General features: G+C 72.8%; 25 protein-coding genes. 12 read left to right on the forward strand and 13 right to left on the reverse strand.

Annotation, left to right across the window (positions count from 1 at the left end):
* The first annotated feature begins 78 nt into the window (after nt 1–78).
* On the forward strand, nt 79–1,116 hold the full coding sequence (locus O7553_RS16795; RefSeq protein WP_281550691.1) for an EamA family transporter: 1,038 nt from the start codon (nt 79–81) through the stop codon (nt 1,114–1,116).
* 10 nt (nt 1,117–1,126) lie between these two features.
* A complete protein-coding gene (locus O7553_RS16800) occupies nt 1,127–2,011 on the forward strand; it encodes a YegS/Rv2252/BmrU family lipid kinase (protein ID WP_281550692.1) in 885 nt (294 codons plus the stop codon).
* 40 nt (nt 2,012–2,051) lie between these two features.
* Here the strand turns inward: O7553_RS16800 and O7553_RS16805 are convergent, their stop codons facing one another.
* The 5 genes from O7553_RS16805 to O7553_RS16825 all read right to left on the reverse strand — a co-directional run bounded on the left by O7553_RS16805 (nt 2,052) and on the right by O7553_RS16825 (nt 5,123).
* Nucleotides 2,052–2,249 (reverse strand): DUF397 domain-containing protein, encoded by a 198-nt coding sequence (locus tag O7553_RS16805; RefSeq protein ID WP_281550693.1) that lies wholly within the window; start codon nt 2,247–2,249, stop codon nt 2,052–2,054.
* Entirely contained in the window at nt 2,246–3,028 is a 783-nt protein-coding gene (locus O7553_RS16810; RefSeq protein ID WP_281550694.1) for a helix-turn-helix transcriptional regulator, read from the reverse strand. Before O7553_RS16810 ends, O7553_RS16805 begins: the two co-directional genes overlap by 4 nt.
* A 95-nt stretch (nt 3,029–3,123) precedes the next feature.
* Entirely contained in the window at nt 3,124–3,666 is a 543-nt protein-coding gene (locus O7553_RS16815; protein WP_281550695.1) for a GNAT family N-acetyltransferase, read from the reverse strand.
* 47 nt (nt 3,667–3,713) lie between these two features.
* Complete coding sequence (locus O7553_RS16820) at nt 3,714–4,319, reverse strand: hypothetical protein (RefSeq protein WP_281550696.1); 606 nt, start codon at nt 4,317–4,319, stop codon at nt 3,714–3,716.
* A 321-nt stretch (nt 4,320–4,640) separates the two neighbouring features.
* Nucleotides 4,641–5,123 (reverse strand): NUDIX hydrolase, encoded by a 483-nt coding sequence (locus tag O7553_RS16825; protein ID WP_123602689.1) that lies wholly within the window; start codon nt 5,121–5,123, stop codon nt 4,641–4,643.
* Nucleotides 5,124–5,231: 108 nt separating this feature from the next.
* On the opposite strand from O7553_RS16825, the gene O7553_RS16830 reads away from it, so the two are divergent.
* The 6 genes from O7553_RS16830 to crtI all read left to right on the forward strand — a co-directional run bounded on the left by O7553_RS16830 (nt 5,232) and on the right by crtI (nt 10,707).
* Nucleotides 5,232–5,720: a YbaK/EbsC family protein gene (locus tag O7553_RS16830; RefSeq protein ID WP_281550697.1), complete on the forward strand. Its 489-nt coding sequence runs from the start codon at nt 5,232–5,234 to the stop codon at nt 5,718–5,720.
* Nucleotides 5,717–6,493: a monooxygenase gene (locus O7553_RS16835; RefSeq protein ID WP_281550698.1), complete on the forward strand. Its 777-nt coding sequence runs from the start codon at nt 5,717–5,719 to the stop codon at nt 6,491–6,493. Before O7553_RS16830 ends, O7553_RS16835 begins: the two co-directional genes overlap by 4 nt.
* A gap of 13 nt (nt 6,494–6,506) precedes the next feature.
* On the forward strand, nt 6,507–7,109 hold the full coding sequence (locus O7553_RS16840; RefSeq protein ID WP_281550699.1) for a GNAT family N-acetyltransferase: 603 nt from the start codon (nt 6,507–6,509) through the stop codon (nt 7,107–7,109).
* The gene (locus O7553_RS16845) at nt 7,106–7,942 is read left to right on the forward strand and encodes a carotenoid biosynthesis protein (protein WP_281550700.1); all 837 of its coding nucleotides are present in this window, start codon (nt 7,106–7,108) and stop codon (nt 7,940–7,942) included. The genes O7553_RS16840 and O7553_RS16845 overlap by 4 nt, the downstream gene beginning before the upstream one ends.
* A complete protein-coding gene (locus O7553_RS16850; RefSeq protein ID WP_281550701.1) occupies nt 7,939–9,114 on the forward strand; it encodes a glycosyltransferase family 2 protein in 1,176 nt (391 codons plus the stop codon). The genes O7553_RS16845 and O7553_RS16850 overlap by 4 nt, the downstream gene beginning before the upstream one ends.
* A 72-nt stretch (nt 9,115–9,186) precedes the next feature.
* Nucleotides 9,187–10,707, forward strand: coding sequence for a phytoene desaturase family protein (gene crtI, locus O7553_RS16855; protein WP_281550702.1), 1,521 nt, complete (start codon nt 9,187–9,189; stop codon nt 10,705–10,707).
* 17 nt (nt 10,708–10,724) lie between these two features.
* Here the strand turns inward: crtI and O7553_RS16860 are convergent, their stop codons facing one another.
* Together O7553_RS16860 and metF are read right to left on the reverse strand one after the other, a co-directional pair.
* Nucleotides 10,725–11,402, reverse strand: a complete 678-nt coding sequence (locus O7553_RS16860) for a CDP-alcohol phosphatidyltransferase family protein (protein WP_281550703.1) — start codon at nt 11,400–11,402, stop codon at nt 10,725–10,727.
* Between the two features lie 41 nt (nt 11,403–11,443).
* Nucleotides 11,444–12,361, reverse strand: coding sequence for a methylenetetrahydrofolate reductase [NAD(P)H] (gene metF / locus O7553_RS16865; protein WP_281550704.1), 918 nt, complete (start codon nt 12,359–12,361; stop codon nt 11,444–11,446).
* 60 nt (nt 12,362–12,421) lie between these two features.
* Here metF and O7553_RS16870 point away from each other — a divergent pair, with 60 nt between their 5' ends.
* Entirely contained in the window at nt 12,422–13,504 is a 1,083-nt protein-coding gene (locus tag O7553_RS16870) for a polyprenyl synthetase family protein (protein WP_281550705.1), read from the forward strand.
* 22 nt (nt 13,505–13,526) lie between these two features.
* Here O7553_RS16870 and O7553_RS16875 read toward each other — a convergent pair whose 3' ends face one another.
* Both O7553_RS16875 and O7553_RS16880 read right to left on the reverse strand, forming a co-directional pair.
* Nucleotides 13,527–13,673, reverse strand: coding sequence for a hypothetical protein (locus O7553_RS16875; RefSeq protein WP_281550706.1), 147 nt, complete (start codon nt 13,671–13,673; stop codon nt 13,527–13,529).
* A gap of 32 nt (nt 13,674–13,705) precedes the next feature.
* Nucleotides 13,706–14,965, reverse strand: a complete 1,260-nt coding sequence (locus O7553_RS16880) for an RNA-guided endonuclease TnpB family protein (RefSeq protein WP_348651207.1) — start codon at nt 14,963–14,965, stop codon at nt 13,706–13,708.
* Between the two features lie 127 nt (nt 14,966–15,092).
* Here O7553_RS16880 and O7553_RS16885 point away from each other — a divergent pair, with 127 nt between their 5' ends.
* Nucleotides 15,093–16,445 carry an ISL3 family transposase gene (locus tag O7553_RS16885; RefSeq protein ID WP_281550707.1) on the forward strand — a complete coding sequence of 451 codons (1,353 nt, stop codon included), beginning with the start codon at nt 15,093–15,095 and terminating at the stop codon, nt 16,443–16,445.
* A 358-nt stretch (nt 16,446–16,803) separates the two neighbouring features.
* On the opposite strand, the gene O7553_RS16890 is transcribed toward O7553_RS16885, so the two are convergent.
* From O7553_RS16890 to O7553_RS16900, 3 genes are read right to left on the reverse strand one after another with little or no spacing between them, the layout of a single operon-like run.
* Entirely contained in the window at nt 16,804–17,196 is a 393-nt protein-coding gene (locus tag O7553_RS16890; RefSeq protein ID WP_281550708.1) for a lycopene cyclase domain-containing protein, read from the reverse strand.
* Entirely contained in the window at nt 17,193–17,633 is a 441-nt protein-coding gene (locus tag O7553_RS16895) for a lycopene cyclase domain-containing protein (RefSeq protein WP_281550709.1), read from the reverse strand. Before O7553_RS16895 ends, O7553_RS16890 begins: the two co-directional genes overlap by 4 nt.
* A 5-nt stretch (nt 17,634–17,638) precedes the next feature.
* Nucleotides 17,639–18,034 (reverse strand): Rv2175c family DNA-binding protein, encoded by a 396-nt coding sequence (locus tag O7553_RS16900; RefSeq protein WP_281550710.1) that lies wholly within the window; start codon nt 18,032–18,034, stop codon nt 17,639–17,641.
* Nucleotides 18,035–18,257: 223 nt separating this feature from the next.
* Here O7553_RS16900 and pknB point away from each other — a divergent pair, with 223 nt between their 5' ends.
* Both pknB and O7553_RS16910 read left to right on the forward strand, forming a co-directional pair.
* The gene (pknB, locus tag O7553_RS16905; protein ID WP_281550711.1) at nt 18,258–20,339 is read left to right on the forward strand and encodes a Stk1 family PASTA domain-containing Ser/Thr kinase; all 2,082 of its coding nucleotides are present in this window, start codon (nt 18,258–18,260) and stop codon (nt 20,337–20,339) included.
* 1 nt (nt 20,340) lies between these two features.
* Complete coding sequence (locus O7553_RS16910) at nt 20,341–21,231, forward strand: deoxyribonuclease IV (protein WP_281550712.1); 891 nt, start codon at nt 20,341–20,343, stop codon at nt 21,229–21,231.
* Here the strand turns inward: O7553_RS16910 and O7553_RS16915 are convergent.
* A complete protein-coding gene (locus tag O7553_RS16915) occupies nt 21,228–22,250 on the reverse strand; it encodes a GntG family PLP-dependent aldolase (RefSeq protein ID WP_281555638.1) in 1,023 nt (340 codons plus the stop codon). The two genes, O7553_RS16910 and O7553_RS16915, sit on opposite strands and share 4 nt — an antisense overlap.
* Between the last annotated feature and the right edge of the window lie 25 nt (nt 22,251–22,275).

A 22,275-nucleotide genomic window follows, 5' to 3' on the forward strand; every position in this document is an offset into this window, starting at 1 on the left:
TCCGGCCGGCGGACCACCATGCGGTAAGGGCCGGCATCGCGGTACGGCACTGACAGCGGCGAGGGTAGCCTCACCGCCGTGACGACTGCGTTCGCCCGTCGACAGGCGCTCGGCCTGGCCATGGTGGTCGGGGCCAGCGCCCTGTTCGCGATCAACGGCACCGTTTCCAAGCTGGTGCTGCGAGCCGGGCTGGACGCCCCGCAACTGACCGTGCTGCGGGCGGTCGGCGCCTTCACCGGGCTGCTGGTACTCAGCGTCGTGCTGCGGCCCGGTGCCCGCCGGGTGCGGCTGCGCCGCCGCGAGGTTCCGCTGCTCGTCGCGTACGGGCTGACCGGTTTCTTCCTGGTCCCGATGCTCTACTTCGTGGCCATCTCCCGGCTACCGGTCGGCATCGCGCTGCTGTTCGAGTACACAGCGCCGCTGATGGTGGCGGTCTGGGCCTGGGCCGTGCAGCGCCAGCAGGTGCTGCCCCGGCTGTGGGCCGGGCTGGCGTTGAGCCTGCTCGGGCTGGCCTGCGTGGCGCAGGTGTGGGGCGGGCTGACCCTCGACCCGCTGGGGGTGGCCGCCGGGCTGGGCGCGGCCGTCATGCTCGCCGCGTACTTCCTGATCGGCGCCCGGGGCGTCCAGGACCGGGACACCCTGTCCCTGACCACCTGGGCGTTCGGCGCATCGGCGATCGCCGGGCTGATCGTCCGCGCCGCCACCGCCGGCCTGGACGGCTGGCAGCCGCTGCTCACCCGTACCGAGGGCGGGATGCCGGTCGCGTTGCTCTGCTGCTACGTGGTGGTCCTCGGCTCGATCGTGCCGTACCTGATGATCACCGGCGCGTTGCGGCACCTGCCGGCGACCAGCGTCGGCATCGTCGGCATGGTCGAGCCGGTGTTCGCCGCTACGGTGGCCTGGGTGGTGCTGGGCTCGGGTGAGACGTTGACCCCGGTGCAGCTGGCCGGCGGCGCGTTGGTGCTGACCGGGGTGGCGCTGGCCGAGACCGCCCGGACCGGCGCCGGCGTGCCGCCCGCCGTACCGCCGGCACCCGACGGGCCGCTGCCCCCCGGACCACAGCTGCCGGACGGCCGGCCGCCGTCGGCCGGCGTAGTGGCCGGTGCCGGCGGGTAAGACCGGCGGTATGAGTGCACCGAAGCGGGTCGCCGTCGTCGCCCACCGCAAGAAGACCCTCGGCGGCGGCCTCGACGAGTTGCGCGCGGCGATCGCCGGGCACGGCGCCGAGGACATCGACTGGTACGAGGTGCCGAAGAGCCGCAAGGCACCGAAGAAGGCCCGGCGGGCCGTCGAGCGGGGTGCCGAGCTGGTCTTCGTGTGGGGCGGCGACGGGATGGTGCAGCGGTGCCTGGACGCGCTGGCCGGTCGCGACGCCACCGTGGCGATCATCCCGGCCGGCACGGCGAACCTGCTGGCGGGCAACATCGGCGTACCGGAGGACCTCGGCGAGGCGGTACGGATCGGCTTCGAGGGCGAACGTCGCCGGCTCGACCTGGGCAGGGTCAACGGCGAGCATTTCGCGGTGATGGCCGGGGCCGGTTTCGACGGGCGGCTGATCCGCGACGCCGACCGGGACCTGAAGGACCGGGCCGGCAAACTCGCGTACGTCTGGACCGGTCTGCGCCACGTCGGCGGCGTCACGCCGAGGACCCGGATCAAGGTCGACGGCACGATCTGGTTCGACGAGCCGGCCAGCTGCGTCCTGGTCGGCAACGTCGGCCGGATCACCGGCGGCATCCACGCCTTCGACGATGCCCGGCCCGACGACGGCTGGCTGGAGGTCGGGGTGACCACCGCGCAGGGGGCCGCCGAGTGGGCGCGCACGCTGGGTCGGATGGCGGTCGGGCGCTCGGAGCGCTCCCCGTTCGTCCGGATGACCCGCGCCCGGCGGGTCGACATCCGGCTGGCCGAGCCGATGACGTACGAACTCGACGGCGGCGCCCGGGGTCAGGCCAAGAAGATGAAGGTACGGGTGGTTCCCGCCGCGATCACCGTCTGCGTCCCGGCCTGACTCCGCCCGCCGGGTCGACTGGCTGCCGGGCTCAGCGGGCTCAGCGGGTGACGGTCAGCCCGGTCACGAAGGCCGACCAGGCGGCCGGGCCGAAGGCGAGCAACGGGCCGGTGACGTCCTTGCTGTCGCGGACCAGTACCCGGCCAGGGAGATTGTCGGCGACCTCGACACAGGTGTTGCCACCGTTGCCGGACCGGGTCGAGGTACGCCATCGTGGTGTCACACTCGTACCGCTCATAGTTCCTTCACCAGACCTTCGATCAGCTCACGTGATGCTCGCTCGGGAAGCGCCTCGGTCAGCAGACTGTCCCAGATCCGCACCACCTGCTCCACACCGCTCGGATGGTCCACGGGATGCCCGAAGACCCCGTCCACATGCACCACGTCGTCGCCCTCGGGCAGCGTACCGATGACGAATCCACCGGACATGCCAGCGTACGCCCCAGCGCTGAGCGGCACCACGTACAGCTTGATCCGCCGCTCGTTCATCAGCGTAAGCAGATAGTTGAGCTGCTCGCGCTGTACAACCGTGTCGCCGACGATCCGGCGCAGCGCCCCTTCGTCGACCACGGCGACAAACACCGGTGGCTTCTCCCTGGCGAGCAGCCGTTGGCGATCCAACCGCATGGCCACCTGATCCTCGACCCCGTCTGCGGTGTACAGGCCGGTGCCGGTGAAAACCGCACGCGCGTATTCCTCCGTCTGCAGCAGTCCCGGCACCAGCAACGGCTCGTACATCCGCAGCTTGACCGCGCGGTCCTCGACCGCGCGCCATGACGCAAACCAGCTCGGCGCTTGCTTCTTGTTGATCAGATCCAGCATCTCGGCGAGAAGACCGCCGGTATCCAAGGCTTCGTCAGCACCCGCAGCCAAAGTCATCGTCGGCCGGCGCCGCCCCGTCTCCACCGCCGCAATGGTGGAGGCGCTGTAGTTGATTTTCGGGGCAAGCTGATCCTGCGAGACATCCGCCGCTGCCCTGGCCGCTTTGAAGGCCTTGATCCACATATCGACATCCACCAGCCGATCCGATCAGCAAAGAATGATCGAATCAATACGCTGTTGAGCTCTCGGATGGGCATCCTGTCGAACTGACCGAGGTGCGCCCGTCGTGGTCAGTGCGCGCGCGGCGGAACCTGAATTCGGAAGAGCGCGTGGCGGCGTACCGGGCCGTCGGGCACGTTCGGATGGTCGAAGTCGCCGTCCGGGTCACGGGTCATCCCGATCCGCCGCATCACCGCCTGCGAGCGCAGGTTGCCGACAGCGGTCAACGCGACGATCTCCGGCAGGCCGAGGGTGTCGAAGCCGTACGCCAGGCAGGCGCGGGCCGCTTCGGTCGCGTACCCGTTGCCCCAGGCGTCGCGGCGCAGCCGCCAGCCGACCTCGACCCCGCCGAACGGCATGTTGGCCTCCACCGGGCTCAGGCCGGTCATGCCGATGAACTCGCCGGTCGCCGCCACCTCGACCGCCCACCAACCCCAGCCACGCTGGTCCAGGCCGGCCTGGCAGCGGGCCATGGTGGCGGCGCTCTGCTCGCGGGTCGCCAGGCCCGGGAAGAACTCGCGCACCTGAGGGTCGGCGTTCATCGCCACCCACGGCTCCAGGTCGGACCCGCGCCAGTGCCGCAGCACCAGCCGCGGCGTGGTCAACTCCGCCATGCCGGCACTGTAGCGCCGGTGCCGCACGCCGAGACCGTCGAGCCCGATCACCGGCCGGGCAGGAGGATCACCGTACGGCCGCCGCCGACCGGCCCCTCCTGGCAGGACAAGCCGGTGCCCTGCAGCCATCGGCCGGTGACCGCCACCGGATAGGTGACCTCCACGGTCCGGCCGGCGTCGGTGGTCGCCGAGAACCGCATCGGCAGTGGCGCCGCCAACCGGTGCATGATCGTGTCGCAGTCGAAGGTGACCCGTACGTCGACGGATCCCACTCCTCCAGGCCGTACGCGGGTCTGCCCGCCCGTGTCGGCCACTGCCAGGCCGGGGGACTCCGTGTCGAGGACCCGTACGGTGACCTGCTGCGTTCCGGTGTTGACCACGGTCACCTTGGCGTTCAGCTGCCCGTCGCCCATGCTCCACACCTCGCCGGCGAACGCCACCATCGAACCGGCGGTGGCCGCCGCAGCTCGTTGCTGCTGGTAGTCGTTGAGCAGCCAGCCGCCGAGGCCGCCCATGGCCACGCCGGCCAGCAGCACACCGACGAGCCGGCCCGGTCCGCGAAAGCGTCGCCGCGCCGCGCCGCCAACCGGTGCCCCGGGCGCCGTCGCGCTGGTCGGCCGGTCGAGATCGATGAGCCGCCCCTCCGCCGTCACTGGACCAGGTTAGTCGCAACGCCGATCAGTCAAAGACGACGGTGGCTGCGTGCAGCGGACGCATCGTCACCTCCATCGGCCCTGGGGTGCCGGTCGGGCTTGATGCCACACGTGCATCTTGATGCACCTGTGGCATCAAGCCTGCGGAGGCACCTTGGGTCCCCGGGAGCCGGCACGGGGCACTCCGCTCGCGCGGCCGGCCGGCCGCGCGCAGTTCCGGCGTCGATGAGGTACCTGACGTTCGGCTCGTGCCGCAGCGGGCAGGCGTGCAGACGAAGCAGGGCGAGCGGGCAGGGCGGGTGGAGCGGCGAGCGGCTGAGTTCAGTGGCGGAGCAGGCCGCGTACCGGGACCGGGGTGACGTGGCCGCTCGGCGGGCGGGTGCGGTCGAGCTCCAGACCGACGTCGACGATCACCGCCCGGGTCAGCTGCGGCACCTGCGACAGCGGCACCCACTGTGCCAGGTCCGTGGAGCCGCCGACCTCGGGCCGCAACGCGCCGCCGACGACCCGTACCCGGTAGAAGACCCCCAGGTTGTGCCGTTCGCCGCGGCCGGGCAGCCGGCGCTGCGCGGGCACCGTACGGGAGTCGACGCCGAGCAGCGACTCCACCTCGACCTGGTAGCCGGTCTCCTCGGCCGCCTCGCGGACCACCGCGTCGACCGGGTCCTCGGCGTGTTCGACCTTGCCGCCGGGCAGCGTCCAGTGCCGCCGGGAGCCGCCCGGCGAGACGTAGCGGGCCAGCAGCAGCTGCCCCTGGTCGACACAGACCGCGTAGGCGGCCACCCGAAGCCGGTGGGCAGTCATGCTCGCACTCCTCCGCGCTAGATCCGCCACAAGGAGCATAACCACCCCAAATAGGGTGTAAATGATCCGGGCGGCGGCACGATCCGGGCCACGAGCAAGATAGAGGCCATGCAGACACATCCGAACGTGCAGGCGGTGCAGGACGCGTTGAACACCGCCGACGCCCGGGACGGCTCCGGCGCCAGCTGCCGGGTGCGGCTGCTGCCCGACGCGGTGCACACCGCCGCTGCGGCAGCCGCCGCCCTTGAGATCGAGGTGGGGCAGATCGCCAACTCGTTGATCTTCGACGCGGACGGTGAGCCGCTGCTGGTGCTCACCTCGGGCGCACACCGGGTGGACACCGCGAAGGTCGCCGCCGACCTCGGCATCGACGCGCTCCGCCGGGCCACCCCCGAGTTCGTCCGGGAACACACCGGGCAGCCGATCGGCGGGGTCGCGCCGCTGGGCCATCCCAAGCCGGTCCGTACCCTGGTCGACGTGGCGCTGCAGCAGTACCCGGAGATCTGGGCGGCCGGCGGCGTACCCCGGGCGGTCTTCCCGACCACCTACGCCGAACTGCTACGCATCACCGCCGGCACCGCCGCCGAGGTGGCGTGAACGACCCGGTCGGCCGTACGGCCCCGGTGCCCGAGCTGGTCACGCTGCACGTCTGGCGCGTCCCCCGGCGACGGCTGCCGCGAGTGCTGGCCCGGATGGCCGTCGACGCCCGCCGGCTGCGGCGCGTCGACGGCGTACGGTTCGCCAAACTGCTCGGCACCGGGACCGGCACCGGGTTCGGGCCCACCGACGTCGACCCGACCCGGTGGGCGGCGCTGGTGGTGTGGGACGACCCGGCGACGGCGACCGGGTTCGACACCTCGCCGGTCGGGCAGGCGTGGCTACGGATCGCCGACGCGCGGGTCCGCGTCGACCTGCGGCCGCTGCACAGCCGGGGCCGCTGGTCCGGCATCACCCCGTTCGGTGGGCCGGGCGGTGGGCCGGGCGGTGGGCAGCCTGGCGCCGGGCGACCGGTGCTGGCGTTGACCCGGGCTCGGCTGCGGCCCGCGAAGGCGGTCACCTTCTGGCGGGCGGTGCCGCCGGTCGCCGCCGCACTGGCCGACGCCGACGGGCTGCGCTGCCGGTTCGGCGTCGGCGAGGCACCGCTCGGCTGGCAGGGCACCGTCAGCGTGTGGCGGGACACGGCGGATCTGACCCGGTTCGCGTACCGTCACCCGCAGCACCGGGCGGCCATCACCCGGACCCCGGTGACACAGTGGTACGCCGAGGAGCTCTTCGCCCGGTTCGAGGTGCTCGGTGTCGCCGGCGACCGGGCCGTGCTGGGCTGGGCCGGAGAGGACGAGGATGGGACATGCGGTGCTGGCGGCGGATGAGAGGCGGACCCCGATGAGGCTGGTGCCGTGGCTGCCGGACGACCTGCTGCGGCGGCTCGACGACGTGGTCACCGTGTACGGCGAGGCGATGAACTACCGGGCCGAGCTGTTGGAGGTACGCCGGGGCTACATCGCCACCCACGTACGGCGCCCCGGATTCCGGGCGGTCGCCACGCTCACCGCCGAAGGCGCGCTCGCCGGGTTCGGCTACGGCTACCGGTCGGCCGCCGGGCAGTGGTGGCACGACCAGGTACGCGGCGCGCTGCCGAAAACCGCCCGCGGCACCTGGCTTACCGACTGCTTCGAAGTGGTGGAGCTGCACGTGCACCCGCAGGCGCAGGGGCACGGAATCGGCGCGCACCAGCTGCGTACCCTGCTCGGGATGGCCGCCGGAGCGACCACCCTGTTGTCCACCCCGGAGGCCGACGAGCAGCGGTCCCGGGCCTGGCGGCTGTACCGGCGGTTCGGCTACGTCGACGTGTTGCGCAACTTCCACTTCCCCGGGGACGAGCGGGCCTTCGCGGTGCTCGGCCGCACCCTCCCGCTGCCCCACCCGCAGGTAGCACCGGCTGCGGGGGCCGGACCGACGACGGACCCGCAGCCGCGCCGGTCATGAGCGCACGACGGGTGCTGCCCTGGGCGATGTTGGCGCTGCTGGTGCTGGCCCAGATCGGCTACCCGCTGACCGGCGGCGGCACCCGGGCCGGGCTGACCGTCGCCACCGTGGTGATCGGCTTCGTCCTGTCGGTCGGCCACGCCTGGCTGACCCGGGGGCCGCGCAGCGCCGCCGCGCTGCTGCTGGTCACCACCGGCGGCGGGCTGGCGGTTGAGGCCTGCGGGGTGGCGACCGGGTTCCCGTTCGGCGGCTACGACTACGCCGGCACGCTCGGGCCGAAGCTGCTCGGCGTACCGGTGGTCATCCCGCTGGCCTGGACCTGGATGGCCTGGCCGGCATGGCTGGTCGCGGTGCGGCTGGTCCGCCCGGTGGTGGCCCGGATCGCCGTCGGCGCGGTCGCGCTGGCCGCCTGGGACCTCTTCCTCGACTCGCAGATGGTCACCGAAGGCCACTGGACCTGGCTGGACACCGACCCGGCGCTGCCCGGGGTGCCGGACGTCCCGGTCGGCAACTACCTGGGCTGGCTGGCCGTGGCGGCGGTGATGATGACGCTGCTGCAGCGTACCGCCGGGGTCGCCGCCCACTGTGCCGACGGGCCGGTGGACGCCCCGATGTACGCGCTGTACCTGTGGACGTACGCGTCGAGTCTGCTCGCCCACGCGGTGTTCCTCGGACTGCCCGCCTCGGCCGGCTGGGGCGGGCTCGGCATGGGGCTGGTGGCGGTGCCGTTCGCGGTGACACTGATCCGCTCGCGACGGGCGACCGGACCTGCTGGACGCCCGCCGAAGCAGGCGGCTGGACCTGCTGGACGCCCGCCACGGCGGGCGACATGACCTGGTGGACGGCGGCTACGGCGGGTGCGCTCGGCATCGTCGCGGTGCTGCTGGCGCTGACCGCGGCGACGCTGGTCAACACGCTGCGCTGGCTGCGCCGGCCCGGCCCGGCAGCCCGGGTGACCGAGCCGGTGTCGATTCTGCTGCCACTGCGTGACGAGGCCGAGCGGGTGGCTCCGTGCCTGCGGGCGCTGCTCGCCCAACGGCAGCTGACCGACTGGCGGATCGTGGTGCTCGACGACGGGTCGACCGACGGTACCGCCGAGGTGGTCGCCGAGGTGGCCGGCGACGACCCCCGGGTACGGCTGATCACCGGCGCGCCGCTGCCGGCCGGCTGGCTCGGCAAGCCGCACGCCTGCCAGCAGCTTGCCGACGCGGTCCCCGCCGCACCGGCCGGGGTGCTGGTCTTCGTGGACGCCGACGTGGTCCTCGCCCCAGGGGCGGTGGCCGCCGCCGTCGGCACCCTGCGGTCGGTGCCGGCGCAGCTGCTCAGCCCGTACCCGCGGATCGTCGCCGGGTCGGTCGGCGAGCGGCTGGTGCAGCCGCTGCTGCAGTGGAGCTGGTTGACGTTCCTGCCGCTGCGCGCGATGGAACGTTCGCCGCGTACCTCACTGGCCGCCGCCGGCGGGCAGTTCCTGCTGGTCGACCGGGACGTGTACCGGCGGGCCGGCGGGCACGCCGCCGTGCGGGACCAGGTGCTGGAGGACATCGGGCTGGCCCGTGCGGTCAAGCGGGCCGGTGGGCGGATCGCCCTGGCCGACGGTTCGGCGTTGGGGACCTGCCGGATGTACGGGTCCTGGCGGGAGTTGTCCGCCGGCTACACCAAGTCGCTGTGGGCGTCGCTGCCGTCGCCGGTCGGCGCGGCCGCCGTCGTGGCCGGACTGTTGACGTTGTACGCGGCCCCGCCGGTGTTCGGCGTCGTCGGGCTGGCCGGGCTGGCCGCCGGGGCCGGGCCGGCGGCGGCGGTGCTGGTCGCGGCCGGTGCCGTCGGGTACGGGCTGGGGGTGACCGGACGGGCGCTCACCGCCCGGGCCACCGGCGGCCGGGCGATGCCGGACGGATTGGCACATCCGGTCTCGGTCACGCTGCTCGGCTGGCTCGTGATCCGGTCCTACTATCTGCGCAAGCGACGGCGCCTCGCCTGGCGTGGTCGCCCGGTGGCCCTGCCCTGACCGGTGGCCCCTGCCCTGACCGGCGTGCCGTGCGGTCGCGCCGGAGCCGAACAGCTGTGAGGAGGAGCGCCGATGAGCCGGGTGGTGGTGATCGGCGCCGGGGTCGGCGGGTTGGCCGCCGCGATCCGGCTGGCCCACGGCGGGCACGACGTCACCGTCATCGAACAGGCCGACACCGTCGGCGGGAAACTGGCCCGCTGGACCCGGCAGACCCCCGCCGGTGCGTTCACCTTCGACACCGGGCCGAGCCTGCTGACCCTGCCGCAGGTCTTCGCCGACCTGTTCGACAGCACCGGCGAACCACTGGAGAAGGTGCTGGATCTGGTCGAGCTGGATCCGATCGTGCGGCACCGGTTCCCGGCAGGGCCCGGCGGACTGGGCGGGCGGCCCGACCCGCGCTGGCTCGACTCGTGCGCCGACCCGGCGGCGTTCACCGAACGGATCGCGGTGGCCTTCGGCGACGAGGCCGCCGACGACTGGCAGCGGGTGTGGCGGCGGGCCCGACGGATCTGGGACGCCTCCTGGCGGGACGTACTGCGCCGGGAGGTCGGCTCGCCGCTGGCAGTGGCGCGGATGGCGTACCGGCTCGGCGACCTGGCGGCGGTCGCGCCCGGCCGCAGCCTGCGCGGGATGCTGCGTCGCGAGGTCCGCGACCCGCGGCTGCGGACCCTGCTGGAGCGCTACGCCACCTACACCGGCGCGGACCCACGGCGGGCGCCGGCGGCGCTGCTCGCGGTGCCGTACGCCGAGTTGACCTTCGGCGGCTGGTACGTGCGGGGCGGGCTGGGGGCGCTCGCCGACGCGCTGCTGTCCCGCTGCCTGGACCTGGGCGTGGTGGTGCGTACCGGGTCGACGGTCACCGCGATCGACGCGGCCGGCGGCCGGGTGCACGGCGTCCGGGTAGCCGGCGAGACCCGTCCGGTGCCGGCCGACGTGGTGGTGGCCAACGTGGACGCGTCGCGGGTCTACCGGGAGCTGCTGCCGCACGCCCGGCGGCTGACCCGACTGGCCGACCGCAGCCTCGGCGGTTTCGTGCTGCTGCTCGGGGTGCGCGGCCGTACCCCGGAGCTGGCCCACCACACGGTGTTCTTCCCGCGCGACTACGACGCCGAGTTCGACGCGGTGTTCGGCGATCCGGGACGGGGTCGGCCGGCCCGGCCGGCCACCGACCCGACGATCTTCGTGACGGTCGCCGACGATCCGGCGGCCCGCCCGGACGGCCACGAGGCGTGGTTCGTGCTGGTCAACGCGGCCCGCCAGGACCTGTCGCTGGCCGGGGTGGACTGGCACCGGCCGGGTCTGGCCGACGCGTACGCCGATCAGGTGCTGCGGGTGCTGGCCGACCGGGGGGTGGACGTGCGGGACCGGCTGCTGTTCCGCGAGGTACGCACGCCGGCGGACCTGGCCGCGGCGACCGGCACCCCGGGCGGGTCGATCTACGGTACGGCCGGCGGGCTACTGCGGCCGGCGAACCGGGCACCGGCGGCCGGAATGTTCCTGGTCGGCGGGTCGGTGCACCCCGGTGGCGGGCTGCCGATGGTGACCCTGTCAGCGCAGATCGTCGCCGACCGGATCGGCCCGGCCGGCCGCTGAACCAACGCCCAGGACCGTCAGGCCAGGGCGCGGCGGACGGCGGTGAACAGTTGGCTGAGCCCGAACAGGCCGAGCAGCACCCAGACTGCGGTGGCCAGGGTGAGCACCCCGGCGGCGAGATCCGGCGCGATCAGCGCGGCGGCACCGGCCAGCAGCAGGCCGACCAGGGCGATGCTGACCCGGGTCGGTCGCTCCCCGACCGTCACCGCGCCGATCTCCCGCATGCCGGCCGCCGCCGCCCGGGCCCGCAGGTACTCGTGCAGCCAGGACAGCGTGCCGGCGGCGACGACCAGCAGGCCGGGGGCGCCGGCCAGCCAGAAACCGAGCAGCCAGAACGCCTCACCCGCCCGGTCGGCGAGCGAGTCGTAGACGTAGCCAAGCCGGGTGGTCCGGCCGGTGACCACGGCCAACGCGCCGTCGACGGTGTCGGCGACCGCGGCCAGCAGCACCAGACCGGCGGCGGCGAGCAGACCGGGCCCGCCGCGCGGGGCGAGCACCGGCACCCCGAGGCAGAGCAGCACTCCGGCGGCGGTGACCGCGGTCGGGCCGACCTTGGCCCGGCCGAGCAGGTCGGCGACGGCGTGCGCGGCGCGCAGCCAGTACCGCACCACCGGGGTGGCGGTGCGGGGGTCGAAACCGCCGTGCAGCCGTGCCCAGGTGACGGCGTAGTCCTGCCAGTTGAGCCGGGTCTCCACGACAGCTCAACCGCTGCGGGACGGCTCGGGTGGCGGGCCGGTCACGCCCGGGAGCCGGCGGCTACGTTGAGCCACACCTCACGGGTGGCCGTCGACCGGTTCATGGTGATGAAGTGCAGGCCCGGCACGCCCTCGTCGATCAGCCGCTGGCAGAGCTGGTTGGCCTGGTCGATGCCGAGCCGGCGGACCGCGTCGGCGTCGTCGGCGACCCGGGCGAACTGGGCGGCCAGCGCCGGCGGGAACGGGGCCCCGGACAGCTGTTCGGAACGCTCGATGGTCGCCAGTTTGGTGACCGGCATCACGCCGGGCAGGATCGGGGTGTCGCAGCCTGCCGCCGCGACCCGGTCCCGCAGCCGCAGGTAGTCGTCGGCGTCGAAGACCATCTGGGTGATCGCGAAATCCGCACCGGCCCGGCACTTGCGGACGAAGTACCGGGTGTCGGTGGCGATGTCCGGCGAGCGCGGATGTTTGTACGGGAAGGCGGCCACGCCGACGCTGAAGTCACCCGACTCACGGACCAGCCGGACCAGGTCCTCGGCGTAGCGCACCCCCTGCGGGTGGGCCACCCACTCCCCGGTCGGGTCGCCGGGCGGGTCGCCCCGCACGGCGAGGACGTTACGCACCCCGGCACCGGCCAGCCGGCCGATGACGTTGCGCAGCTCGGCGACCGAATGGTCGACGGCGGTCAGGTGCGCCATCGGCAGCAGGGTCGTCTCGGTGGCGATCCGTTCGGTGAGGTCGACCGTGGTGTCCCGGGTGGTGCCACCGGCGCCGTAGGTGATCGACACGAACGACGGCCGCAGCGGCTCCAGCTCGCGGACCGCCTGCCAGAGCAACTGCTCGCCGGCGGGGGTCTTCGGCGGGAAGAACTCGAACGAGAAGGTCGGCTGGCCGGCGCGGATCAGCTCCCCGATCGACGGCTGCGAGCCGGGGAGTACGGACGGTAGACCGAGAGCCACGCAGCCGACTGTACCGGGTGGCCTGCGGGCGGCGCATCGACCAGCCGATAGCGTCAGGGAGTGGCAGACAGCATCACGGTCGCGCCGACCGACCGGGCCGACCTGCGTCGACGTGTCGACCGGGCGTTGGCCGACTTCCTCCAGGGCCGGCGACGCTGGCTGGGCGACGTCGACGAGGCGCTGCTGCCGGTGGCCGCGGCGATCGAGGACTTCGTGCTCGGCGGCGGCAAACGGCTGCGGCCGGCGTTCGGCTACTGGGGTTACCGGGGAGCCGGCGGCGGCGACTCACCCGAGGTGGTCGCGGCCCTGGCGGCGCTGGAGTTCGTGCAGGCCAGCGCCCTGATCCACGACGATCTGGTGGACGGTTCGGACACCCGGCGCGGCGAGCCGTCGATCCACCGGCGGTTCGCCGCGCACCACCGGCGCAGCGGGTGGCGCGGGCCGGCGGACGGCTTCGGTGCCTCGGCGGCGGTGCTGCTGGGCGATCTGTGCCTGGTCTGGTCCGACGAGCTGCTGCACGGTGCCGGGCTGACCGACGGGATGCTGCGGCGGGCCCGGCCGGTCTTCGACGAGATGCGCACCGAGGTCACCGTCGGGCAGTACCTGGACGTGCTCACCCAGTTCACCGGCGACACCTCGGTGCACCGGGCCACCCAGGTGGCCCGGCTCAAGTCGGCGAAGTACACCGTGGAGCGGCCGCTGCTGCTGGGCGCGGCGTTGGCCGACGCGCCGGCCGCCGTCGCCGCCGGCTACTCCGGGTACGGGTTGCCGCTCGGTGAGGCGTTCCAGCTGCGCGACGACGTACTCGGGGTGTTCGGCGATCCGGCGCTCACCGGCAAGCCGGCCGGCGACGACCTGCGGGAGGGCAAACGTACCTTCCTGGTGGCGTCGGCGTACCGGACGACGTCGCCGGCCGGGCGGGCGTTGCTGGACGACCGGCTCGGTGATCCGGCGCTCGACGCCGACGGGATCGAACGGCTGCGCGAGGTGATCGTCGCCAGTGGCGCGTTGGCCGTCACCGAGGCACGGATCACCGAGCTGACCGAGCGGGCGTTGACCGCGCTGGGGCCGGTGCCGGTCGAGCCCGAGGCCGGGCAGGTGCTCCGGGATCTGGCGGTGGCGGCGACCACCCGTACCGGCTGACCGCCGCCCACGCCAGACCGGCTCAGCTCAGCCGGTAACTGTTGGCGAAGTTGTTCGGGCTGCACGTGTTGAGCCGGTTGGTCACCAGGTCGTAGGTGTACCCGGACGGGACGGTGCAGGTGGAGATGTTGTCCCTGGGCAACCGCAGCCGGTAGCTGTTGGCGAACATGTCGAACCTTTCCCTTGACAATCCTCCCCGCACTAAGGGACGGGGATTCCCTGGGTCGCCCCAGGGGGTTCCTGCTTCGCCGACGACCGCCCCGTCCGAGAGGAGGACTCCCGGTGAGGTCTTACACCGCCTCCACAGGCAATCACGGAGAGCCCCTCCGCGAGAATGTTGCGGGCCGCGTTGACGTCCCGGTCATGGGCCTGCCCGCACCGGCAGGTCCACGACCGGACCGCCAACGGCATCCGGCCAGCCAGTTCGCCGCAGTCCGAGCACAGTCGGGTCGACGGGAACCAGCGGTCCACGACCACCAGATCGCGGCCGTACCAGTCCGTTTTGTACTCCAGCATGCTGCGGAACTGCCGCCAGGCCGCGTCGGAGATGGCGCGGGCCAGACGGTGGTTGGCCATCATGGTGCGGACGGTCAGGTCCTCGATCCCGATCGTTTGGGTTTCACGAACGAGCCGGGTGGTCAACTTGTGCAGGTGGTCGCGGCGGCGGTCGGCGATCCGGGCATGAACCCGGGCCACCGACAGCCGGGCCTTGGCCCGGTTCGCCGAGCCTTTGGCCTTGCGTGCGAGGTTCCGCTGGGCGCGGGCCAGCCGCCGCCGGTCACGGCGTTCATGTCTCGGGTTGGGGATCTTCTCCCCGGTGGACAGGGTGAACAGGCTGTCGAGGCCGGCGTCGACCCCCACCACGGCAGTGGTGGCCGGGGCCGGCTCGATCCGGTCCTCGCAGAGCAGGGAGACGAACCAGCGGCCCGCCGGGTCCTGCGACACCGTCACCGTCGACGGCGCCGCACCCTCCGGCAACGGTCGGGACCACACGATGTCCAACGGATCGGACATCTTCGCCAGGGTCAGCCGACCGTCGCGCCACCGGAACGCGCTGGCGGTGTACTCCGCCGACCGCCGCGACCGCTTCCTCGACTTGAACGTCGGGTACCGGGCCCGTTTCGCCCAGAAGTTGGCGAACGCGGTCTGCAGGTGCCGCAGCGCCTGCTGCAGAGGGACGCAGGAGACGTCGTTGAGGAACGCCAGGTCGTCGGTCTTCTTCCACCCGGTGAGCATCGCCGACGTGGCGTTGTAGGTGACCCGTTCCCGACGCAGGGTCCACGCCTCGCTGCGGGCGGCCAGCGCCAGGTTGTAGACCAGCCGGACACAACCGAACGTCCGGGCGAGCTCGGCGGCCTGCCCGGGGGTGGGGTAGAAGCGGTACTTGAACGGGTCTACGCATTTGATCGGGGTGAGGTGGTCGCTTGACCGCGTTGCGTGACGGCAACTGGTTGCAGACAGTGAGGCTCGGTCTGGCCGGGTCGGGCGTGTCGTAACGCAGGCGTACCCGCGACATCCAAGATCATGGTTCTTGTCTAGGGAATCATGATGAGTGGAAGGTCGCGGGTACGTGGTTCAGGATACTGCCGTGGACGCCCTGTTCGGGTTGACGGGTGTGCGGGTCGTCGAGGTCGACACCGAACCCGACGACAGCGTGACGGTGTATGTCCAGACGGCGGTGACCGTGGTGTGTCCCGGCTGCGCGACACCGGCGAAGCGGATCAAGGAACGCGTCACCGGCCGGATATGCGATGTGCCCTACGGTGGCCGCCGGGTCCGGGTGGTGTGGTGGAAACAGCGCTGGTCATGCCTGAACGAAGACTGTCCACGAAGAAGTTTCACCGAGTCCGTGACGGATCTGCCGACGCGTTCGCGGGTGACGCCCCGACTGCGGCAGTCCTGCGCACGGTCGATCAGTGACTCCGGGCGCACCGTCGCCGAGGTCGCCGCCAGTCACGGGGTGTCCTGGCACACCGCGCACGACGCGTTCACCGCCACCGTCGATCCGGTACTGGCCGGCGAACCGGAACCGGTCACCGACCTCGGGATCGACGAGGTCCGCCGGGGCCGTCCCCGGCTGGCCGCCGACCCGGACACCGGCCGGACACGGCAGATCGCCGACCGGTGGCACACCGGCTTCACCGACCTGTCCGGACCACAGGGACTACTCGGCCAGGTCGAAGGCCGCCGCACCGCCGACGTCACCGCCTGGCTCGAACAGCGGGACCCGGCCTGGCTGGCCGGAATCCGCACGGTGTCGATCGACATGTGCCCCGCGTTCCGCGCCGCCGTCCGCAAGACACTGCCCCACGCCCTGCTGTGCGTGGACCCGTTCCACCTGGTCCAACTCGCCAACAGGATGCTCACCACCGTCCGGTGGCGCATCGTCAGGAACAAGTACGGCCGTCGGGGCCGTAAGACCGACCCCGAGTACGGCATCAAACGACTCCTGACCCGCAACCGGGAGGACCTGTCCCCGACACAACTCGCGAAGCTGTGGAACACCATGGCCGACGACCCGACGCTGACCGATCTGCACCTGGCCTGGATCACGAAGGAACACCTCCGCGACCTGCTCGCCCTACGGATAACCCGCAGCCACACCACTCCCGCGCCCAGCCTCGTGCGCGACCGCTGGGCCAGCCTGTTGACCTGGTGCGCCGACCACGCCCACGTCGACGAGATCGCCGCGTTCGCCCGTACCCTCGACATGTGGCGCGACGAGATCGTCAACGCCGTCCTCACCGGCGCGTCCAACGCCGGCAGCGAAGGCATCAACCGGATCCAGAAACTCGACGCCCGCGCCGCGTTCGGCTACCGCAACCCCGACAACCAACGCCGCCGCGCCCGAACAGCGACCCGACGACCCCGCAAACGATCACCCAACGCAATCAGCCGCAATCGACTCTGGGTAACCGGACCACAACACCACCCCGGCTAAATGCGAAGACCCACTTGAACGCCCGCTTCACGGTCCTGGACACAGTCCACAGTCTAGCGATTCGGTCGTGAGCCGTGGGGTCGCGTGTGGGGTGGACGCCGATCCGCCTTGGCGGCGGATCGGCTTTCCCTGTCCTGCTCCGCAGGGGTTCCGTTTCCTCCCCGGCCGCAACGCCGGAGTATCCACGGAAGGCATCCGATGATAGATTTCTCCCCTTCGGGCAGAACAGAACGGGGGTATAGGCAGGTTCGCGCGACCGCAGTACGGACGATAGACGATCAGATGACGTAAATCAATGCGTCACATCGTGACGGACTTTGCCGTAAACAAATCGGTTGAATTGCATAGCAGTTTCCGGTCAGTGCTCGTCTCTGCCGGTGTCCCCGGGCCGGCGCCCCGGACGCCGCCGCAGCCGGGCGAGCAGCCAGTCGCCCTCGCCGGCCGCCGGGGTGCGCTGCACGCCACGCCGCCCCAGCCAGACCCACACCGAGAGGGTGAACAGCACCATCGTGAATCCGAACAGCAGATCCTCGACCGGCGCGTACGCGATCCGCAGCCCGACGATGGCGGCCGGGTCGTAGCGCACGATGGCACGGCCGGTCAGGATCCCGTTGGAGAGCAACTGGAAGCCGACGATGATCGGGTAGGTCGCCCAGAAGACCGCCCGCAGCACCAGTCGGGTGCGCAGCACCACGAGGTCGACCAGCACGGCGGCCACCACCCCGAGCAGCGCGGCGACGGTGTAGCTCACCGGACTCGCCGCCGGCCGGCATCGGCCCCGTCGCCGCCCCGACTGCGGTCGGCCTCGTCGCCCGCCGGCCGGTGGTCGGCCTCGTCGCCGGCCGACCAGCGGTCGTCGGGGCGGCGTGGGCGGCCGGGCGGGGTACGCACCGCGCGGACCGCCTCGAACCCCAGCACCGTGCAGATCGGCACGACCACGAAGAACAGCAGCTCGTCCAGTGGCAGCCGGCCGGGCAGCAGCACACCGGTGGTCTGGGCGGGGTCGAAACTCCAGTGCCCGGCGGCGATCGCGGCCAGGTCCCAGGCTGCGAAGACCACCACCACCGCCAGCAGGGTCAAAGACAGCCGACGCCACCGGCGGAGCACGTTGACCCGCAGCACCGGCTCCAGCCAGATCGCGGCGAACAGGCAGCCGGCCAGCACCGCCAGGTAGCTGAGCTGACCCATGCCGGTTAGAAACCCTCGGCCTGTGCCCGACGTTTCACCTCGCGGGCGCGGTCGCCGCCGAGCGCCGTCGCGGGCGTGCCGGGCAGCGAGTCGTCCGGCCGGTACAGCCAGCCCAGCATCTCCTCGTCGGAGAAGCCGGCGTCGTGCAGCAGGGTCAGGATGCCGGGCAGGTGCTTGCGTACGGTGTGGTTGGCCACCAACTCGGCCGGCACCCGGCGGACCCCGTCGCGGCGGACGGCGAGCAGCTCCCGGTCCCGGATCATCTGGTGGACCTTGCTGATCGTCACGTCGAGGCGTTCGGCGACATCGGGCAGGGTCAGCCAACCGGCCGGCTCGCCGACGGTCACCGGCCCGGTCCCACCGGGGGCCGGCGGCGCTGGGGTCGAGGCGGGATCTGTCACGTCACCACCCTGCCACGCACCAGCCCCGCCGGCACCACTGACCCCGTCCTGGCGCGCCAGGGGCCCGTCCGGTTGCGCCGCGCCGGGTCGCCGTTCGGTGGGCCTGGGCGGGTTGCCAGTTGGTTGCCGTGCGCTGCCGGCAGGTAACGGTTTGGCCCGGTTCGGCGGACCCGGCCTGATCGGAGTTCTGCCCTCCCCCTGCGGCCGCATAGACTGCCTGCCGATGGACACACAGGTCGCCGACTCGCTGCTGGGCTCGTTGATCGACGGGCGGTACCGGATCCGTGCCCGGGTGGCGCGGGGTGGCATGGCGACCGTGTACACGGCGACCGACGAACGGCTCGAGCGCACCGTCGCGCTGAAGATCATCCATCCGACCCAGCTCAACGACGTGCAGGGTCGCGATGCCGGGTTCCTCGACCGGTTCACCGACGAGGCCAAGACCATCGCCCGGCTGACCCACCCCAACGTGGTCGCCGTCTACGACCAGGGCACCCACCTCGGGCTGCCGTACCTGGTGATGGAGTACGTCCGGGGCCGGACGCTGCGCGACGTGCTGGCCGAGCGACGGCGGCTCAACCCGGGCGAGGCGCTGGCGATCCTGGAGCAGATGCTGGCAGCGATCGGTGCCGCCCACCGGGCCGGCCTGGTGCACCGCGACGTCAAACCCGAAAACGTGCTGGTCGCCGAGGCGCCGACCGGCGGCGCCGGGAACCTGATCGACAGCGTCGTGAAGGTCGCCGATTTCGGCCTGGCCCAGGCGGTGCAGGCCAGCGCCGAGGCCGGCGGCGGTCAACTGATGGCCACCGTGGCGTACGTGGCGCCGGAGCTCGTCACCCAGGGCCGGGCCGATCCGCGTACCGACGTCTACTCGGCGGGCATCGTGCTGTTCGAGATGCTCACCGGTCGGGTGCCCTACGACGGTGACCGCCCGGCGGAGGTCGCCTGGCAGCACGTCGACCAGGACGTGCCACCGCCGTCGCAGTCGGTGCCGGGTGTCCCGGCGATGGTCGACGACCTGGTCGTGCGGGCAACCCGCCGGGATCCGGGTGAACGCCCCACCGACGCCGGAGCGCTGCTGTCCGACGTCCAGGTGGTCCGCGACGATCTCGGCAACGCGAGCGCCAATACGGCGGTGCTGCGCCAACTGGCGCAGCCCACGATGGCGGTCTCGCCGGTGCCGGAGGCCGAGCGCCCGTCCTGGGCCCGACTGCCGGAGCCGAAGGACCGACGGGACCGGTCGGCACCGCGCCGACGGGCCGCCTCCAGCACCGTGGTCCGCTCGGCCGCCGCCGGTGGGCCACCGGTGATGGCCAGCGGCGGAGCCGACCCGGCTCCCGGCCGGCGGCGCAGCACCGAGCGGAGCCGGGCGAAGAGCACCGAGCAGCCCGGCGGCGCAGGCCTGGGCGGGCTGCGGGACCGGCTGGTGGAGAACCCGCGGGCCCGGCTGGCGGCGATCGCCGGGGCGCTGGTGTTCCTGCTGCTACTCGGGGTCGGCGGCTGGTGGCTCGGGGCCGGCCGGTACACCGTCGCGCCCAGCATGGTCGGCCTCGACCAGGCGCAGGCACAGGCACTGGCCGCGCAGCGCGGCCTCACGATCAGCGTCGCCGACCCCCGGCACGACGAGAACGTCGCCCGGGATCTGGTGCTGGCCCAGGATCCGCCCAGCAACGGCCGGATCGTCCGCGGCGGCGAGATCACCCTGACCTTCTCCCTCGGTCCCGAGCGCTACGCGGTGCCCGACGTGGTCGGCAAGACGCTCGACCTGGCCCGGGTCGACCTGGAGAAGGCGCAGCTGGTGTTGGAGCAGGCGGCCGACCGGTACGACGACAACCTGCCCGCCGGCGTGGTGGCCGCCGTCGACCCGCCGGTCGGCACCGAGGTGCAGGCCGGCGAGGTGGTGAAGGTGACGGTCAGCAAGGGCCGGGCCCCGATCACCGTGCCCAACGTAGTGGGGCTCGACGTCGACGAGGCCCGGCGGATGCTGGAGGAGCTCAAGCTCGAGCCGCTGGTCGCCTCCGAGGAGTCGGACAAGCCGAAGGACCAGGTCATCGGTCAGGAGCCGGCGGACGGCGCCGGGGTGGAAGAGGGTACGGAGATCAAGCTCAGGGTGAGCGAGGGCCCGCCGGCGGTCGTCGTGCCGAGGATGATCGACCGGCCCTGTCAGGAGGCGCTGGCCGAACTGCAGGGCCTGGGCTTCCCGGTCCGGGTCGACTTCAACCCCAACGGCACGGTCCGCTACCAGAGCCCCAACGACGGGTCCGAGGTGCCGCCCGGCACCGAGATCGTGATCGGCTGTCTCTGAGATGTCGGTCGACGGTTCCGCCGGGCACCGGCCGGTCGGCTCGCACACGCCCACCTCGGGCGGGCTGGCCCGAGCCGCGCTGCCGTACGCCGACGCGGCCGCCTCCGAGGTGGTGCAGGTGTACATCGGCAACTCGCGCGGCTGGGCGATGCCCGACGGCGACCCGGCCCAGGACGTGGCGTTCCGCGACGGCTGCGCCGAGCGTGGGCTGCGCGCGTACATCCACGCCTCGCTGCTGGTGAACCTCGGATCGCCGACCGCCGCCACGGTGGAACGCTCTGCCGCGACCCTGGCGCACGCGCTGCGCCGGGGCCGGGCGATCGGCGCCGAGGCGGTCATCTTCCACGCCGGCAGCGCCGTCGACGACGGGTACGCCGACACCGCTATGCGGCAGGTCCGCGAGGCGCTGCTGCCGTTGCTGGACGCCGCCGAGGCCGCCGACGGACCGATGCTGCTGGTCGAGCCGAGCGCCGGCGGCGGCCGGTCGCTGGCGTCCCGGGTGGAGCATCTGCGGCCGTACCTCGCCGCGGTGGACTGGCATCCCCGGATGGGCGTCTGCTTCGACACCTGCCACGCGTGGGCCGCCGGGCACGACGTGGCCGGCCCGGGTGGCATGACCGCGACGATCGACGCGCTGGTCGACGCCGTCGGGGCGGACCGGCTGCGGCTGGTGCACGCCAACGACTCCCGCGACGGTTGCGGGTCCACCCGGGACCGGCACGAGACGATCGGCGCGGGCATGATCGGCGAGGCGGCGTTCGCCGAGCTGATGCGGCATCCGGCCACTGCCGGCGTGCCGGTGCTGGTCGAGACGCCGAGCGAGAAGCACGTCGGGCACGCCGCCGACGTCGCGACGCTGCGTCGCCTGGTCGAGGCGGCGACTGTGCGCTAGCGGCGCAGAATGGCGCCGAGCACCTCGCCCGCCCGGTCCACCGCCGTGTCGTCGACGTCCAGGTGGGTGACCAGCCGGGCGGCGGTCGGCCCGAGCACCGACACCAGCACCCCGTCGGCCCGGGCCGCCTCGGCCAGTGCCGGGGCGTCCAGCGTGGTCTTGGTCAGATCGAGACCGACGATGTTGCTGCGCACCTGGTCCGGGCACGCCACACCGTACGGCTCCAACGCCTGCGCCAGTCGGGCCGCCCGCACATGGTCGTCGGCGAGCCGGTCCACGTGGTGCGCCAGGGCGTACCGCCCGGCGGCGGCGAGCACCCCGGCCTGACGCATCCCGCCGCCCATCCGCTTACGCAGGACGCGGGCGGCCGCGACCCGCTCGGCGCTGCCGACCAGCACCGAGCCGACCGGTGCGCCGAGCCCTTTGGACAGGCACACCGAGACGGTGTCGAACAACGCGCCGTAGTCGGCCAGCGGCACGCCGTCGGCGACGTGGGCGTGCCAGATCCGGGCACCGTCGCAGTGCAGCGCCACCCCGGCCGCGGCGGTCACCTCGCGGAGGCGGCGCAGCACCGGCGTACCGATGATCTGCCCGCCGGAGCGGTTGTGGGTCTGCTCGACGGCGACCGCCCGGGTCGGCACCGCGCCGAAGCCGGCCGGCCGGATCATCGCCGCGACCAGGTCCGGGTCCGGGTCACCGCCGGCGGCCGGCCAGGTCCGCGAGGAGATCCCGCCGTACGCCGCCGCAGCACCGACCTCGTAGGTGACCACGTGTGCGTCGGCGTCGCAGAGCAACTCGCCGCCGGGCGGCACCAGGGTCTGCAGGGCGACCTGGTTGGCCATCGAACCGGTCGGGGCGAACAGTCCGGCCTCGTGCCCGAACATCGCCGCGACCTCGGACTCCAGCGCGTTGACCGTCGGATCCTCGCCGTACACGTCGTCGCCGACCTCGGCGGCGGCCATCGCCGCCCGCATCCCCGGCGTCGGCCGGGTGACGGTGTCCGACCGCAGGTCGACCACCGGCCCGGCGGCGCTGCCGAGCGGG

It is taken from the genome of Solwaraspora sp. WMMA2059 (assembly GCF_027497315.1).
Classification (GTDB): domain Bacteria; phylum Actinomycetota; class Actinomycetes; order Mycobacteriales; family Micromonosporaceae; genus Micromonospora_E.

Coding starts and splice junctions, on each gene's coding strand:
- O7553_RS16875 (WP_281550706.1), bottom strand. CDS start 13,673: ATGTTCGCCAACAGCTACCGGCTGCGGTTGCCCAGGGACAACATCTCC.
- O7553_RS16830 (WP_281550697.1), top strand. CDS start 5,232: ATGCAGACACATCCGAACGTGCAGGCGGTGCAGGACGCGTTGAACACC.
- O7553_RS16825 (WP_123602689.1), bottom strand. CDS start 5,123: ATGACTGCCCACCGGCTTCGGGTGGCCGCCTACGCGGTCTGTGTCGAC.
- O7553_RS16800 (WP_281550692.1), top strand. CDS start 1,127: ATGAGTGCACCGAAGCGGGTCGCCGTCGTCGCCCACCGCAAGAAGACC.
- O7553_RS16840 (WP_281550699.1), top strand. CDS start 6,507: ATGAGGCTGGTGCCGTGGCTGCCGGACGACCTGCTGCGGCGGCTCGAC.
- O7553_RS16895 (WP_281550709.1), bottom strand. CDS start 17,633: ATGGGTCAGCTCAGCTACCTGGCGGTGCTGGCCGGCTGCCTGTTCGCC.
- crtI (WP_281550702.1), top strand. CDS start 9,187: ATGAGCCGGGTGGTGGTGATCGGCGCCGGGGTCGGCGGGTTGGCCGCC.
- pknB (WP_281550711.1), top strand. CDS start 18,258: ATGGACACACAGGTCGCCGACTCGCTGCTGGGCTCGTTGATCGACGGG.
- O7553_RS16805 (WP_281550693.1), bottom strand. CDS start 2,249: ATGAGCGGTACGAGTGTGACACCACGATGGCGTACCTCGACCCGGTCC.
- O7553_RS16845 (WP_281550700.1), top strand. CDS start 7,106: ATGAGCGCACGACGGGTGCTGCCCTGGGCGATGTTGGCGCTGCTGGTG.
- O7553_RS16815 (WP_281550695.1), bottom strand. CDS start 3,666: ATGGCGGAGTTGACCACGCCGCGGCTGGTGCTGCGGCACTGGCGCGGG.
- O7553_RS16850 (WP_281550701.1), top strand. CDS start 7,939: ATGACCTGGTGGACGGCGGCTACGGCGGGTGCGCTCGGCATCGTCGCG.
- O7553_RS16910 (WP_281550712.1), top strand. CDS start 20,341: ATGTCGGTCGACGGTTCCGCCGGGCACCGGCCGGTCGGCTCGCACACG.